The sequence below is a fragment of the Nostoc sp. C96 genome, assembly GCF_059384975.1.
The window spans coordinates 989,288-1,005,816 of sequence record NZ_CM182020.1; the positions used below are offsets into that span (position 1 = coordinate 989,288).

Consider the following 16,529-nt stretch of genomic DNA (forward strand, 5'->3'; position numbering starts at 1 on the left):
GTCTAAGTAATTGTTAGCTGACGCTGGTGGGTATTTTTGCTTCCAGGTTCTGGAACAACGGTGTACTCAAATACCTTTCGCCAAAACTGGGCTGAATCATCACAATTAAGCGTCCCGCGTTTTCTGGACGTTGGGCAACTTTAATTGCAGCACATAAAGCCGCACCGCTGGAAATTCCTGATAATAGCCCTTCTTCTCTGGCTAAACGCCGTCCATACTCGATCGCATCTTCGTCACTGACGGTAATTATTTCATCAATGAACTTGATTTTCAGCACTTGTGGAATAAACCCTGCACCAATCCCTTGGATTTTGTGCGCTCCTGGTTGTCCGCCTGATAAAACTGGGCTATTGGCTGGTTCAACTGCGATCGCCTGAAAACTTGGTTTACGTGCTTTGAGAACTTCTGCTACACCAGTAATCGTACCACCTGTACCCACTCCAGCAACAATCATATCTACTTGACCATCAGTATCTTCCCAGATTTCCTCAGCGGTAGTTTCTCGATGAATTTTGGCATTCGCTGGATTGCGAAACTGCTGCAACATATATGAGTATGGTGTAGTATTAACTATCTCTTGAGCGCGGCGAATTGCGCCACCCATACCTTCAATTCCGGGAGTGAGTTCTAATTCTGCTCCATAAGCTCGTAACATTGCCCGTCGTTCACCACTCATGGTATCAGGCATGGTCAAAATTAATCGATAACCCTTAGCTGCTGCTACCATTGCCAAGGCAATGCCTGTATTCCCCGATGTTGGTTCTACTAATACTGTCTTTCCCGGAGCAATCAATCCCTCCGCTTCAGCAGCATTAATCATACTAATCCCAATTCGGTCTTTCACTGATGCCGATGGGTTCATACTTTCCAACTTCACTAATATTTGCGCTACACAGCCATCGGCTTGGGGAATACGGTTTAATTGTACTAAGGGTGTACGACCAATAATTTCTGTTATGTTACGAGCAATTCGCATAATATTCCTTTGTAATTAGTCAGGAGTCAAAAGTCCACAGTCAAGAGTAAAAACTATTGACCATTGACTATTGACTATTGACCATTAACCATTAACTAATAACTAAATGTAATACATGATGTCTAGTTGCTTGCGGGAGTCTCTTTTTTCGCAAAGATGCTGAAGTGTGTAGTTTTGCAAAACAGCATTGGCAGCAAGACAAGCTTCTTGCCAGATTTCATCAACAACAGCACTATCTACACTTTTGAGACTGGAGGTTTCTTCTGAGACTTTTACGTCTAAGCCTTCTAAGCATTCTAAAACTTCATATATTGTAATTTTCCACGGTTCTTTGGACAAAAGGTAGCCACCTTTGGAACCGCGTTGACTTTTGATAATACCCCCGCGTCTTAAGGTTGCTAGTAGTTGTTCTAAGTAGCGATCTGGTATGTTTTGTTGAGCAGCGATTTGCCGAATTTGCATCGGTTCGCCATTTTCATAATGAGTTGCCATTTCTAGTAAGGCTAGAATTGCGTACTCTGATTTACACGATAGTTCCACAGGCGATAATTAGGGCTGAAGTATGAAGTATGAAGTATGAAAGATTAATACTTCATACTTTTTTAGTATACTCCGGTTAACTGCTGGGGTTTTTGGATTACCGCGAATAACCTTGAATGAGGGATGATGAGATTTGCAGTGCGATCGCCCAACCAAAACACTAAAATACTGACGCAACATCAGCAAAGCAGCATCAGTCTCAATCATTAGCTATAAGTATTTGGGAATGTGAGGAATGTCAAATCTTCGACAACGCCAATCTCGTCAACTCAAACAACGCCGCCCTTTCGGTTTAGTGTTGGTAATTTTGGCTTGGAGTCTAGTTATGGGTTGGCTATTTACTTCCGCAACTAGTGTCTACAGTGCTACTCCTATCTCAGAAGTTGGAACCGTTGATGTCATACAGGCTCAGTATCAGCTAGGACAAGAACTCTACATAGAAAATTGTTCCAAGTGCCATATTCCTATCCCGCCACAAGTTTTACCCACCCAAACCTGGAAAAATCTTTTGGAAGACTCCCAACACTATGGTGTACAACTCCAGCCTTTAGTAGATCCAGCACGGATTCTTGTGTGGCGTTATCTTTCTACTTTCTCTCGCACTCAACTCAAAGACGAAGAAACACCTTATCGCGTAAATAAATCACGTTTCTTCAAAGCTTTGCATCCTAAAGTCGATTTACCGCGTCCGGTACAAATTAGCGGATGTGTTAGCTGTCATTCCAGCGCAGAACAATATAATTTTCGTCGCCTTTCCCCAGAATGGGAAAATTCTCAGTAATTATGTGAAGCTCAGATCCCCGACTTCTTGAAGAAATCGTGGATCTAAATCTCCTACCTATTATTTAACGGTGTCCAATTACCAGAAGGAACAAACGCCGCCCAATAGTAAGGTTCTTGATATTCTTGACTATTGAGTAATTCTAACTGTGCAGCACGTAAAGCTTCATGTCTTCCCTTCCCGGTTTTCAAATTTTGATAATACTTCACCATCAATTCCTTTGTTGCTTCATCATTAACTTGCCACAAACTTAAAACTTGAGATTGGGAACCAGCAATTACCAAAGCACGACGCAAACCATAAACACCATCGCCAACTTTAATATCACCCTTACCAGTATCACAAGCCGACAGCACAACTAATTGATTAGAACGTAAATCTAAACCAGCAATTTCCAACGCCGTCAACACACCATCATCATCATTATTTGTGGCTTGTTTGCGTTTATTAAACCCAGCCAATGCTAAACCAGAACGTAACAAAGGATTTTCCACTTCTAAAATCTTCGGTTGGCGTGGTGTTAATTCTAAATCTGGTGAGGCGTTGAGATTTTGTTCTTTATCAGCGATGAAAAAACCGTGAGTCGCCAGGTGTAAAATACTGGGGCTTTGTAATTGTTTAACTACGGTTTCTGTCGCATCTTTACCTAATAGTAACTTGGCATTGGGTAAAACCTTTTTAATAGCTATAGCTTCATCTTTAGTATTAGCTAACGGGTCAAATATCAAGTTTGCCAAATCACCAGAACGCCGATTTTGAGAACCGCGTGAACCAGATGTTTTTGCAGAAGCAACAGTTTGTTTTTGGTTATCGTAGTCAATATCTGCCAACACCACAGGCGCAGAAGCATTGTTACTATTTGAGCCAAAGCGTAATAAATCCCGTCCACTTGTGAGATAAGAAAAAGCGTAACGCTGAATTAAAAATTTATCTTGCTCATCTCTTAGAGCTTCAAAGGGAATTAATGTTAATTGCCCATCGGGAGAAATTAAAATATGATTTGCATTACTCAGTAAAGGGCGGATGGGTGCAATTAATTTTTCATCTAAACTGCGGGCGAGTTTTTTGAATGTTCTTCCGGTGGCTAAATTTGCTCTGAAATCAATGGCTAGTTTATCAATTTCTGCGGCTTCGCCTAAATCAACCCACTTTGGTTCACCCTTGGAGCGTAATACAGCCGCCGCATAACGTGGTTTACCAAACCTTTGAGCCTCTGTTTTGGCTTTGGTGTTGTATGGGTAATACTGCACAATTTCTACCAAGGCTGCATCTTTGGGTATCTTGGCTTGGATGGCGGCTAACTGTAGTGGTTGGGTTTGCTGACGAAATTCGGCACTTTTCACACTAATTGCTGCTTCCAACTTTTCTCTCTCTGCTTCGAGTTGTTCTAACTGAGCTTTCGGGTTAGCAGTTTGTTTTTCTGATTGGGAAAAGACTAAGGCTGAGAGTTGCTGTTGTACTTGCAGCCATTGGGTGAATAATTTTTGAGTTTCGGGATTTTTGTCGAGTTTGCTGCGTAAGATTTGGATGCTGTCGGCTACGGCATCTAACACCAGTCCTTTGCGACGGAGTACAGTAGTTAGGGCGAGAGATGCGGCAGCTTTTTGATTGCGAACTTCTTGCAATGATAGGGAAACAGTAGCGTCAGTTGCCCCTGAAAAAGTCGTAATGTAACTTTGTTTGCTTTTTTCCGAGCCAGTAGCAAAAATTAGATTGAGATTCTGTGCTTGAATATCTAATCCACGGCGTAAGAAATCGGTAGCACGAGTGATATCACCTTTTGCTTGATACATGAAAGCCAGATTATTCAAGCTAGTGGCGACATCGGGATGTTCCTGACCCAGCACTTTCTCTCTAATATCAAGAGCGCGGAGATACAGGGATTCGGCTTGTTCATATTTCCCCTGTGAATCATACAGTCCAGCCAAATTATTTAAACTAGTGGCGACAAGGGGATGTTCTTGACCCAGCACCTTCTCATTAATAGCAAGAGCGCGGAGATACAGGGGTTCGACTTGTTCATATTTCCCCTGTAGATAATACTGTAGTGCCAAATTATTCAAGCTTTGGGCGACATCGGGATGTTCCTGACCCAGTACTTTCTCTCTAATAGCAAGAGCGCGGAGATACAAGGGTTCGGCTTGTTCATATTTCCCCTGTGCATCATACAGTACAGCCAAATTATTCAAGATTTGGGTGACAAGAGGATGTTCTTGACCCAGCACTTTCTCATTAATAGCAAGAGCGCGGAGATACAGGGGTTCGACTTGTTCATATTTCCCCTGTGAATCATACAGTATCGCCAAATTATTCAAGCTTTGGGCGACATCGGGATGTTCCTGACCCAGCACTTTCTCTCTAATAGCAAGAGCGCGGAGATACAGGGGTTCGGCTTGTTCATATTTCCCCTGTGAATCATACAGTCCAGCCAAATTATTTAAACTAGTGGCGACAAGGGGATGTTCTTGGCCCAGCACCTTCTCACTAATCGCCAGAGCGCGGAGATACAGAGGTTCGGCTTGTTTATATTTCCCCTGTGCGCGATACAGTAGAGCCAAATTATTCAAGCTTTGGGCGACATCGGGATGTCCCTGACCCAGCACCTTCTCACTAATCGCCAGAGCGCGGAGATACAGGGCTTCGGCTTGTTCATATTTCCCCTGTGCATAATACAGTCCAGCCAAATTATTCAAGCTAGTGGCTACATCAGGATGTTCCTGACCCAGCACCTTCTCTCTAATAGCCAGAGCGCGGAGATACAGAGGTTCGGCTTGTTCATATTTTCCCTGTGCATCATACAGCGCAGCCAAATTATTCAAGCTAGTGGCTACATCGGGATGTTCCTGACCCAGCACCTTTTTATTAATCGCCAGAGCGCGTTCTGCTAAAGGGATGGCGCTACTGTAATTACCTTCTTGGTATAACTTTAATGCCTGTTCATTCAGTTCTTCCGCCTCCTTTAAAGCTGCTTGTTGCTCGGCTGAATATGCAGGGGTTTGTTGTTGCGCTATCCCCTCAACTGGCATACTTAAAACTAACCCTGTTGCGATCGCACCCGCCACTATCCAAGGTGCAAGACAGATACCCGCCGCATTAATCGCACTGAATAACTTTTTCACTCTCAACTCACAAGCTTGTATAGGTCAGTTATCAGTTATCAGAGAACAGTTATCACGGTTTCAGTTGGAGATTGGACTCTTGTTGACTACCACCTTTTACAAGTGAGGGACTTTAAAATATATTGCTGATTACTGTTGACTGTTTACTGATGACTGTTAAGTAAATCATGCCGGACTCAGCAATTTTCGCAAAACAATTGTGAAAAAACTCAAAAACTCTCCCTTTCCTCTCTGCGCCTCCGCGCCTCTGCGTGAGAAAATCCCACACTCCACAACATCCAACGCAGAAAATTTCCTGACACTTCACCCTTTGAACCTCAACGTTCGAGCAAAAAAGCTGAAGCTTCACCCTCAAAGGCTCAACGTTCACCCTTTGAACCTCAACGTTCGAGCAAAAAGGCTGAAACTTCACTTTCAAAGGCTCACCTTTCACCCTTTGAGGCTCAACGTTCGAGTAAAAAGGCTGAAACTTCACCTTCAAAGGCTCAACGTTCACCCTTTGAACTTCAACGTTCAAGCAAAAAGGTTGAAACTTTACTTTCAGAACTCGAATATTTGACCACATACAAAAATCTTTGGATGTTGGGTTGCGCTGTCGCTCCATCAAACCTAATATTTTTAGCTGGCATTTACTAGGTGTAAGATTTATCCTTACCTGCACCCTTATACCCTTACACCATTTCACGAAAAAAATGATACGAATTTATGGGTTTTTCATTCTTTCCCCCTGCTCCCTGCTCCCTGCCCCCTGCGGTCTATTTGTATCAAACTTAAAGTGAAACGGTATTACACCCAGCAACCTGATTACCAGACAGGATATCATGGGGGCGATCGCACCTTGAACATGGTCGGGTTTCCCTGCCTCAGTTGAGGGCAAAATGATACTATTAATAGAGTTTCGATATTAAACGTAAAATAAAACTAAATCTTTAGTAGATTTATTTGATCTACGTTTTCTGCGTTTTTGAGTGAATTTTCATTTCCTACCCATCTGCAACTAAAAAAGCTGGGTTAGGTTAAATTCTTATAATCAATACCAAAGCTATATTTCCCATCCCCCTTGATTTAGTTCCATAACCGCCATGTTAAAACTCTTGTTGGGCGATCCCAACGCTCGTAAGCTGAAAAAATACCAACCTTATATCACGGAAATTAATCTCTTAGAGGAAGAAATTAAAGCTCTCTCTGATGATGATTTAAAAGGTAAAACAGGAGAATTCCAACAGCGTCTCGCCAAAGGTGAAACTCTGGATGACATCCTACCCGAAGCATTTGCCGTGGTGAGAGAAGCAGGACGGCGAGTCTTAGGATTGCGGCACTTTGATGTCCAGATGTTAGGCGGTATCATCCTACACACTGGACAAATTGCGGAAATGAAAACTGGGGAAGGTAAAACCCTAGTAGCAACCTTACCGAGTTATTTAAATGCTCTCACAGGTAAAGGCGTACACGTCGTTACTGTGAACGATTACCTAGCTCGTCGGGACGCAGAGTGGATGGGACAGGTGCATCGCTTCTTAGGGTTGAGTGTGGGACTAATTCAGGCGAGCATGAATCCCAGTGAACGCCAGAAGAACTATGAATGTGATATTACCTACGTTACCAATAGTGAAGTAGGCTTTGACTATCTGCGGGACAACATGTCCACTTCAATGGCTGATGTTGTACAACGCCCTTTTAACTATTGCGTAATCGACGAAGTAGACTCAATTCTGATTGATGAAGCGCGGACACCCCTGATTATTTCTGGTCAGGTAGAAAGACCAACAGAAAAATACTTGCAAGCAGAGGAAATCGCTCTCACTCTCAAAAAAGAAGAACATTACGAAGTAGACGAAAAAGCCCGTAACGTTTTGTTAACAGATGAAGGTTTTGCCGAAGCAGAAGAGCTTTTAGGTGTGACAGATTTATTTGACCCAGAAGATCCTTGGGCGCACTTTGTATTTAATGCACTTAAAGCCAAAGAACTGTTTTTAAAGGATGTTAACTATATTGTTCGGAATGGCGAAGTAGTTATCGTAGACGAATTTACTGGACGGGTGTTACCTGGAAGGCGGTGGAGTGATGGATTACACCAAGCCATTGAAGCCAAAGAACATGTAGAAATTCAGCCAGAAACCCAAACTCTAGCAACCATTACTTACCAAAACTTGTTCTTGCTGTATCCTAAACTGGGCGGCATGACAGGAACCGCCAAAACAGAAGAAGCTGAGTTTGAAAAAATTTACAAATTAGAAGTCAGTGTCATTCCCACCAACAGAATCAGAAGACGACAAGATTTGTCGGATATGGTGTTTAAAACAGAGGCGGGTAAATGGCAAGCGATCGCCAGAGAATGTGCCGAAATGCACGAACTTGGCCGTCCTGTATTAGTGGGAACCACTAGCGTAGAAAAGTCAGAGTATCTCAGCCAATTACTGAAACAGGCAGGCATTCCCCACGAATTGCTCAACGCTCGACCCGAAAACGTGGAACGGGAAGCCGAAATTGTCGCTCAAGCTGGGCGCAGAGGTGCTGTCACTATTGCTACTAACATGGCTGGTAGAGGTACAGACATCATCCTCGGTGGTAACTCAGAATATATGGCGCGGTTGAAATTGCGGGAATATTTTATGCCGCGCATCGTTCAACCAGAAGACGAAGATGTCTTCGGTATCCAAAGGGCCAGCGGTAGTATGCCCACAGGACATGGTGGCGGTCAAGGCTTTACACCAGGGAAAAAAGTCAAAACTTGGAAAGCTTCGCCAGAAATCTTCCCCACCCAACTGTCAAAAGCAACAGAACAACTACTTAAAGAAGCAGTAGATTTTGCAGTGCGGGAATATGGCGATCGCTCTTTACCAGAACTAGAAGCAGAAGATAAAGTTGCCGTAGCTGCCGAAAAAGCACCGACCTCAGACCCAGTAATTCAGAGATTGCGGGAAGCATATAATCGTGTCAAACACGAATATGAAGAGTTTACCGACAGCGAACATAATAACGTCGTCGAAATCGGTGGTTTGCACGTAATTGGCACAGAACGCCATGAATCACGGCGGATTGATAACCAGTTGCGGGGACGCGCTGGACGACAAGGCGACCCTGGTTCTACCAGATTTTTCCTCAGTTTAGAAGATAACTTATTGCGGATTTTTGGAGGCGATCGCGTTGCTGGCTTAATGAACGCCTTCCAAGTCGAAGAAGATATGCCTATTGAGTCGGGAATGCTCACCCGTAGCTTAGAAGGCGCACAGAAAAAAGTTGAAACTTACTACTACGACATCCGTAAACAGGTATTTGAGTACGACGAGGTAATGAACAACCAACGTCGCGCCATCTACGCCGAACGCCGTCGGGTATTAGAAGGTCAAGACTTGAAAGAACAAGTCATTAAATATGCAGAAAAAACGATGGACGACATCGTTGACTATTACATCAACGCAGATCTACCTTCCGAAGAATGGGAGCTAGACAAACTTGTTGAGAAAGTCAAAGAATTCGTCTACTTGCTATCAGATATGCAGGCCAGTCAACTAGAAGACATGTCTGTCACGGAGATTAAGGCCTTCCTCCACGAACAGGTAAGAATTGCCTACGACATGAAAGAAGCGCAAATTGACCAAGTTCAACCAGGGTTAATGCGTCAAGCCGAACGCTTCTTCATCTTGCAACGCATTGATACTCTGTGGCGAGAACACCTACAACAAATGGATGCTTTACGTGAGTCTGTAGGCTTGCGTGGTTATGGTCAAAAAGACCCACTGATTGAATATAAGAGCGAAGGTTATGAACTATTCCTCGATATGATGGTCAACATCCGCCGAGATGTAGTTTACTCCTTGTTCATGTTCCAACCCCAGCCTCAGCCAGTGGTGCAAACATCATCTGAAATGGTGTAGTGGAATAATTAAATATCTCACGCAAAGACGCAAAGGCGCAAAGAGTTTTCTGAGCTTCTTTGCGTTTTAATTTTAGTAGGGTGCGTTGCGCTACGCGACAACACACCACCCAAATCCAAAATCTAAAATCCAAAATCTAAAATGGAATGAGTTAGGATAGCTATTTTAATCATGTGCCATGAAAAGAATAGAAGTCGAACAAAGAAGCATTTTGATTGGTTTAGCAGGTAGTCATGGCTATGGATTAAATCGTCCTGACTCAGATTTGGATTTTCGGGGTGTGTTTATTGCACCCAAAAGATATTATTTAGGATTTGACAATATTGAACAAAAAGATGCTGGTTGGGACGAACCAGGGATATTTCCGTTTATTGATGGAAATAAAGATACAGTTATCTATGAGTTAAGAAAAATTCTGCAATTATTAGCAGGAGCAAATCCTAATATTTTGGAATTGCTATGGTTACATAAATATCCTGTATTAACTGAAGTTGGACAACATTTAATTAAACACAGAAATATATTTTTGACTAAGAAAGTTAAGCATACATATTCAGGTTATGCTTTTGCTCAAATCAAAAAGATGGAAACTCATCGCAAGTGGTTGTTAAATCCTCCACAAAAGAAACCGCTACCTGCTGATTATGGGATAGAAAATGAAGAACCACTGAGTAAAGATGAGTTAAATGCTTTTTTGGAGTATCTTTATGTATTAATTAGAGGGCGCATTGAATTTTTAGAAGAAGCAGAGCAATTATATAAATTACTCACAGCAGATATTGATTTTAAGGGTGTATTGAAACAATATACTTTACCCACTGAAACTTTAGAATATACCGAAAATTTAACTCATGGTCGTAAAGACTTTATTCGGCTGCTGCAAAAAAGTCAAAGCTATCAAATTGCTTTACGAGAATGGAAAGCATATTTATCTTGGCAAGAAAATCGCAATCCAGTGAGAGCCGAAATGGAAAAACAGTCTGGATTTGACCTTAAACATGGAATGCACTGTATTAGATTACTCCGCAGTGGCTTAGAAATATTGCAGCAAGGAGAAGTAATTGTAGATAGAAGAATTGCTGGCGATGTTGATGATTTAAAAGCCATTCTCCAGGGAAAATATAGTTATGAACAGGTGATGCAGATGGCAGAGGATTTAGTCGCCCAAATGGATGCTGTTTATGAAACATCAACTCTGCCTCATAAACCTGACTTAGAACAAATTAATCAATTATGTATAGAACTCGTAGAAATGCAAGGATGGAGTTAGTTATTTTTCATTTGTCATTGCTTGATTAACTATCTGGTACTTTGCTATTGACCATTGACCATTGACTATTGACTAACTTACAGAAAATCCACAAAACCGTAGAGGCTGATGACAAGTAATAATAAGGCAATAAGGCGAGAAATTCTTGCTTGCGGTGAAGGTGCGATCGCTTCTCGGACTAACATAGAAATAGCTGCTCCAATGGCATAACTCAGGCATAAGAGCATATAAGGTAATTCTTGCGTAACTCCCCAAATACCGAGCAGTAATATTGTCAGCACTAGCATGACAAACTCAATAAAATGGGCTGGTTCATGTTGGCTAGACAAAAACAAGCTGCTTAACCAAAAACGCCAAAATCTCATATTCAGTAAATTAGGTGAATTTCAGGGCGCAAGGCTATGCGCCCCTACTTTTTACTTTCAGTGAAAATTAGCGGACACCAGTTTTAATTTGTCCTGTGCCGTTTTTCTTTGCTGAATCTTCTTCTGGCAACTCTACACCAAAAACGCGAGCAAAAACTTTTTCCACTTTGTAGCCAGAGTCAATTGACTCTAGCGGGTCTTTCCGCAACCTGTGACGCAAGCACAAAGTAATCACCCGTCGGATATCATCAAGGGTGACTTCAGTACGTCCTTCATAAGCGGCTAATGCTTTGGCTGCACGGTTTGTTACAATATCACCCCGCAAACCATCCACATCTAACTCAGAACAAACTTCCGAAATTTTCACCCGCAAATCATAGTCAATTTTGACTTCTCGCAACAGAGTTTGAGCATTGACAACTTTCTGCTGGAGTGCTTCTTGCTCAGTTTGATGCTGTTGCAAAAATTCTGGCGGATTTTGGTCAAATTCCGAGCGCTGTTCCACAATTTGCACCCGCAAAGCAGGTTCTTTCACCGTGTGAATTTCGGCGTGCATCCCAAAACGGTCGAGTAACTGAGGACGCAATTCGCCTTCTTCCGGGTTTCCAGAACCAACAAGCACAAACCGCGCTGGGTGACGGATGGAAATACCTTCCCGTTCTACAGTGTTCCAGCCACTAGCAGCGGAGTCGAGCAACACATCTACAAGGTGGTCATCAAGCAAGTTGACTTCATCCACGTAGAGAATGCCTCGGTTAGCTTTAGCCAGCAACCCTGGTTCAAAGGCTTTCACACCCTCAGACAAAGCTTTTTCGATGTCGATAGTACCGCATACCCGGTCTTCTGTGGCTCCCAATGGTAGGTCTACCATCTGAACTTTCCTGTGGTCTACGGGAATATCCGCACCTTGTTCTAGTTGTTGGCGGACTTCATCGCTCATCAGGTCGGTGTCGCTGGGGTGACTATTGAAGGGGTCATTAGCAACTACAGGGATTTCTGGCAACAAATCCGCTAACGCCCGGATAGTTGTTGTCTTGCCGGTGCCGCGATCGCCCATAATCATGACACCACCGATTTTGGGGTCAATCACGTTCAAAAGCAGCGCCAGTTTCATTTCTTCCTGGCCTACAATTGCCGTAAATGGAAATACCACGCGACGCGCACTTGCCGTGGATTGAGCAGTTGGAGTCACTAAATTACCTTAACAATATTTTTTTATTACAGTTCTTTATTGTGCCACAGTTGGGGGCGGGGGAATAGGGAACAAAGGAAGAGGGAATAGATGAAATCACTCCGCGTACCTCCGCGTTACCCTTCGCGTACCTCTGCGTTTAAAACTATAGAATAGAAAAACAATATATCTAACACCAAGCTAATTAAGCACAATTCCCATGACCACTTCTAAACGCCGCTATCACATTACTACCTTCGGTTGCCAAATGAATAAAGCCGACTCAGAGCGCATGGCTGGCATTTTAGAAGACATGGGCTTTGAGTTTTCCGAAGATCCAAATAATGCAGATGTAATTCTCTACAATACCTGCACCATTCGAGATAACGCCGAGCAGAAAGTATATTCTTACCTCGGTAGACAAGCCAAGCGCAAACACGAAAAAGCAGATTTAACCTTGGTAGTTGCAGGTTGTGTTGCTCAACAAGAAGGTGAAGCATTATTGCGCCGTGTCCCCGAATTAGATTTAGTCATGGGGCCACAACACGCCAACCGTCTCAAAGATTTGCTGGAATCAGTATTTGAAGGTAATCAAGTTGTCGCCACTGAAGCAGTCCACATTATGGAAGATATCACCCAGCCACGCCGCGATAGTCAAGTTACGGCTTGGGTGAATGTAATTTATGGCTGTAATGAACGCTGTACTTACTGCGTAGTTCCTAACGTGCGCGGTGTGGAACAGTCCCGCACACCAGAAGCCATTCGTGCAGAAATGGTAGAGTTAGGGCGACAAGGTTATAAAGAAGTAACTTTGCTTGGTCAAAATATTGACGCTTACGGTAGAGATTTACCCGGAGTAACTCCAGAAGGACGACATCTGTACACCTTTACAGATTTGCTGTATTACGTCCATGATGTACCGGGAGTGGAACGCTTACGATTTGCTACCAGCCACCCCCGTTATTTCACAGAAAGATTAATTAAAGCTTGTGCAGAATTGCCTAAAGTTTGTGAACATTTCCATATTCCCTTTCAATCTGGGGATAACGAACTCTTAAAAGCAATGTCACGGGGTTATACCCACGAAAAATATCGGCGAATTATCGATACGATTCGCAAGTATATGCCAGATGCGTCAATTAGTGGCGATGCGATCGTCGGTTTCCCTGGTGAAACAGAAGCACAGTTTGAAAATACCTTGAAACTGGTAGAAGATATTGGTTTTGACCTATTGAACACCGCAGCATATTCTCCTCGTCCGGGAACGCCCGCCGCATTGTGGGAAAATCAACTGAGCGAAGAAGTCAAAAGCGATCGCCTACAAAGATTAAACCATTTAGTGAATATTAAAGCAGCCGAGCGATCGCAGCGTTACTTCGGCCGCATCGAAGAAGTATTAGTAGAAGACCAAAATTCCAAAGATCCAACCCAAGTCATGGGACGCACACGCGGTAATCGTCTCACATTTTTTACAGGCGATATTAATGAACTCAAAGGGCAATTGGTAAAAGTTAAAATTACCGAAGTTCGCGCTTTTAGCTTAACTGGCGAACCCAGAGAAGTGCGGCAAGCTTTGACAGTTTAATTAGGTGATGTTTTAATCAAAGATTCGATATTATTGGGACATGAAGTTCGAGTGGGATGAGTCTAAAGCTGCTACCAACTTTCAGAAATCTGGAGTCAGCTTTGAAGAAGCTAAAAATGTTTTTGCTAATCCATTAGCACTTATATTTAGTGATGAAACAAACTATTATGTGAATGAGGGGCGAGAAATCATTATTGGTCGTCACTCTAGGCAAAATCGCTTGTTGCTGGTTTTATTCACCGAATGTTCCAATAATATTCGTATCATTAGCGCCCGTTTAGCCACTCGAAAAGAACGTGAAGATTATGAACGAAACACATTTTGAAGAATCACAAAATTTTGATGACGAGCTTTTGGCTGAGTACAACTTTGATTACCAGAAAGCAAAACCAAACCGTTTCGCTAACCGTAGTGAAACACAAAGTCTAACAGTTATAGTTTTGGATGAAGATGTAGCAAAAGTTTTCCAAACTCCTGAATCAGTTAATAAAGTGCTAAGAGCATTAATTGAGTCTATGCCACAAACATCCAAGAGCGAAACAGCCTAATAATGTTTTGTAGCAGATTGTACTTTGAGGGGTAACGCTTGTGACACAGTTATCTATTACCTCGATCAAAATAATTTATATGTGATAAACTACAGCAATTATTATTGCTAATGTAAATGAAGTTTTAAGTATGTCTGGCGATACTGCTGTTACTAATTTGCTTGTTACTGTTATTGAGCGATTGCAAGGCAGAGAAACGCTAGAATTAGAAGTCAAACTAGCTCAAGGTGGCATACCTAAAAGCCTGTGGGAGACAGTTAGTGCATTTGCCAATACTAATGGTGGGTGGATTCTTTTAGGTGTAAACGAGTCCAACAATAGGTTTGAGGTGGAAGGAGTTTCTAACTCGTCAAAAATGTTAGATGATTTCTACAACTTGTTACGTAATCCTCAAAAAATTAGTTACCCAATTTGCAATGCACAAGATGTACATATTGAAACTTTGGACGGTAAAGAAATACTGGTTATCCGTGTTCCAGCAGCACCACGTCAACAACGGCCTGTTTATATTAATGGCAACCCATATAGTGGTACCTATGTTAGAAGGCAAACAGGTGATCATCACTGTACCAAACCGGAAGTAGACAGGATGATGCGTGAAGCGTCGGATGTTGGTGCAGATTCAGCCATATTGGCTGAATTTAATTTGGATGATATAGACCGAGATGCACTTGCAAGATATAGGCGGTTAGATCAAACTCTTCATCCAGGCGAACCACGGAATACTTATGATGATCTCCGTTTTCTGACAGCAATAGGTGGTTATGCTCGTGAAAGAGGAACTGGTAAACAGGGTTTGACTGTTGCAGGATTGCTTTTACTAGGAAATGATCAGGCAATTCGAGAGTGGAGATCACGCCACTTTATTGACTACAGAATGCTGCTCTCTGAAGATGATCCTGATAAGCGTTGGGATGATCGTATCCCGTGGGAAGGAAATTTATTTGGTGCTTTTGAAAACATCTATCTCCGGCTAACAACTGGCTTAACAACTGCGTTTAAATTAGAAGGAGCAACAAGAGTTGAAGAAAGTCCTGTTCATGTTGTTCTGCGTGAAGCACTTGTAAATCTTCTTGTCCACGCTGATTATGCAATCCCAGAAGCATCACTAATTATTCGTACACCCAGCGGGTTTCTATTTCGCAATCCTGGAAGTTCTCGTATTGCTGAATTTGACCTTCTTCATGGAGATCGTTCTGATCCCCGTAATCCTGAATTAGTCCGTATGTTTCGTTTGATTGGATTAGCAGAAGAGGCAGGAACTGGCATTCCAAAAATTATTCGAGCATGGCGTGAATTAGGATTAGAAATGCCCAGGATTGATCCTGGAACAGAGCGATACGAATTCACATTACAACTTCGTCAAGCTCACTTGCTGTCTACTGAAGATCGTCGTTGGTTAAAGAGTTTAAATTCGCAGTGGAATGAAGCAGAACAATTAGCTTTAGTTTATGCCAAACACCACGGTTATGTTGATAATGCCTCGCTAACTCGATTAACTGGTCAGCATCCAGCTGACATATCCAGAATACTAGTTGCTCTTCGGAATCGACAGTTTTTACAAATGATTAACGGGGGACGTTACGCTTGTTACGAGTTAGGCTCACAGGCGATATCTGGGAACCGTATAACTACAAATACTCTTATATCTCCCAGCAAGCAAGAAAATCTTTCTGAAGATGTTTGGAATGAACTCATGGAAATGGGTAAAGTTGTTCGAGATCATTCCAAAATTAATCGTGCGACATTAGAAAACGTTATCATACAAGTATGTACATTGGTGCCTCTTGGGGTTAATGAACTAGAAATCATTCTGCAACGTAAAAAGCAATATTTGCTAAGAATAATTCGCAGTTTGATGGCATCAGATCGTATTAATTATTTGTATCCTCATCAACCTAGTCACCCACGGCAACAATATGTTGCAACCGAGGTAGCTATAGAAGAAGTTAACACACAGCAAATTGCCTTAGATTTAGAGTGTAACTAAGATAAAAAGTAGACATAAAAGCAACTAAACGATTTCAATTCCTCTACCATTAATCAAAGCTTCATTGATTCCAGTATTTCACAAGCGATCGCTCGACATTCATCAAATCACCCAGGCGCACAAACACACTATCTAACAGGACTTACACCACTTGCGGAATACCGACGAGAAGTATATCCGCATTTTTCAGTAATAAGGCAAAGTACAGTAAATTAGTTGGCATTCCTTCGTGGTTAACTTTGACATCAAGTGAGATCGCCCAACCAATATATTACAATTGTATTTTGTATGCTACAAATATATTTG

Annotated in this window: 13 protein-coding genes; 7 read left to right on the top strand and 6 right to left on the bottom strand. The window is 42.3% G+C overall.

Annotated features, from left to right (window positions below):
- Nucleotides 1-13: 13 nt before the first annotated feature.
- From cysK to AC504W_RS04320, 3 genes are all read right to left on the bottom strand, one after another.
- Nucleotides 14-976 carry a cysteine synthase A gene (cysK, locus tag AC504W_RS04310; RefSeq protein WP_494879553.1) on the bottom strand — a complete coding sequence of 321 codons (963 nt, stop codon included), beginning with the start codon at nucleotides 974-976 and terminating at the stop codon, nucleotides 14-16.
- A gap of 102 nt (nucleotides 977-1,078) precedes the next feature.
- On the bottom strand, nucleotides 1,079-1,516 hold the full coding sequence (locus AC504W_RS04315; protein WP_494876425.1) for an RrF2 family transcriptional regulator: 438 nt from the start codon (nucleotides 1,514-1,516) through the stop codon (nucleotides 1,079-1,081).
- 9 nt (nucleotides 1,517-1,525) lie between these two features.
- Nucleotides 1,526-1,723 carry a hypothetical protein gene (locus tag AC504W_RS04320; RefSeq protein ID WP_494876426.1) on the bottom strand — a complete coding sequence of 66 codons (198 nt, stop codon included), beginning with the start codon at nucleotides 1,721-1,723 and terminating at the stop codon, nucleotides 1,526-1,528.
- A gap of 28 nt (nucleotides 1,724-1,751) precedes the next feature.
- On the opposite strand from AC504W_RS04320, the gene AC504W_RS04325 reads away from it, so the two are divergent.
- Nucleotides 1,752-2,297, top strand: coding sequence for a cytochrome C (locus tag AC504W_RS04325; RefSeq protein WP_494876427.1), 546 nt, complete (start codon nucleotides 1,752-1,754; stop codon nucleotides 2,295-2,297).
- Nucleotides 2,298-2,350: 53 nt separating this feature from the next.
- Here AC504W_RS04325 and AC504W_RS04330 read toward each other — a convergent pair whose 3' ends face one another.
- Entirely contained in the window at nucleotides 2,351-5,416 is a 3,066-nt protein-coding gene (locus AC504W_RS04330) for a CHAT domain-containing tetratricopeptide repeat protein (RefSeq protein WP_494876429.1), read from the bottom strand.
- Nucleotides 5,417-6,498: 1,082 nt separating this feature from the next.
- Between AC504W_RS04330 and secA the strand changes: the two genes are divergently transcribed.
- Nucleotides 6,499-9,294, top strand: coding sequence for a preprotein translocase subunit SecA (gene secA, locus AC504W_RS04335; protein WP_494876430.1), 2,796 nt, complete (start codon nucleotides 6,499-6,501; stop codon nucleotides 9,292-9,294).
- A gap of 178 nt (nucleotides 9,295-9,472) precedes the next feature.
- Nucleotides 9,473-10,564 (top strand): nucleotidyltransferase domain-containing protein, encoded by a 1,092-nt coding sequence (locus AC504W_RS04340; protein ID WP_494876431.1) that lies wholly within the window; start codon nucleotides 9,473-9,475, stop codon nucleotides 10,562-10,564.
- A gap of 77 nt (nucleotides 10,565-10,641) precedes the next feature.
- Here the strand turns inward: AC504W_RS04340 and AC504W_RS04345 are convergent, their stop codons facing one another.
- Entirely contained in the window at nucleotides 10,642-10,929 is a 288-nt protein-coding gene (locus AC504W_RS04345; RefSeq protein ID WP_494876433.1) for a hypothetical protein, read from the bottom strand.
- A gap of 67 nt (nucleotides 10,930-10,996) precedes the next feature.
- Nucleotides 10,997-12,121 (bottom strand): magnesium chelatase ATPase subunit I, encoded by a 1,125-nt coding sequence (bchI, locus tag AC504W_RS04350; RefSeq protein WP_494876435.1) that lies wholly within the window; start codon nucleotides 12,119-12,121, stop codon nucleotides 10,997-10,999.
- A 199-nt stretch (nucleotides 12,122-12,320) separates the two neighbouring features.
- Here bchI and miaB point away from each other — a divergent pair, with 199 nt between their 5' ends.
- From miaB to AC504W_RS04370, 4 genes are all read left to right on the top strand, one after another.
- Nucleotides 12,321-13,685: a tRNA (N6-isopentenyl adenosine(37)-C2)-methylthiotransferase MiaB gene (gene miaB, locus AC504W_RS04355; RefSeq protein WP_494876437.1), complete on the top strand. Its 1,365-nt coding sequence runs from the start codon at nucleotides 12,321-12,323 to the stop codon at nucleotides 13,683-13,685.
- 40 nt (nucleotides 13,686-13,725) lie between these two features.
- Nucleotides 13,726-14,010, top strand: coding sequence for a BrnT family toxin (locus AC504W_RS04360; protein WP_494876439.1), 285 nt, complete (start codon nucleotides 13,726-13,728; stop codon nucleotides 14,008-14,010).
- Nucleotides 13,991-14,233, top strand: a complete 243-nt coding sequence (locus AC504W_RS04365; RefSeq protein WP_494876440.1) for a hypothetical protein — start codon at nucleotides 13,991-13,993, stop codon at nucleotides 14,231-14,233. The genes AC504W_RS04360 and AC504W_RS04365 overlap by 20 nt, the downstream gene beginning before the upstream one ends.
- A gap of 130 nt (nucleotides 14,234-14,363) precedes the next feature.
- Complete coding sequence (locus AC504W_RS04370; RefSeq protein ID WP_494876441.1) at nucleotides 14,364-16,223, top strand: RNA/DNA-binding domain-containing protein; 1,860 nt, start codon at nucleotides 14,364-14,366, stop codon at nucleotides 16,221-16,223.
- The last annotated feature ends 306 nt before the right edge of the window (nucleotides 16,224-16,529 follow it).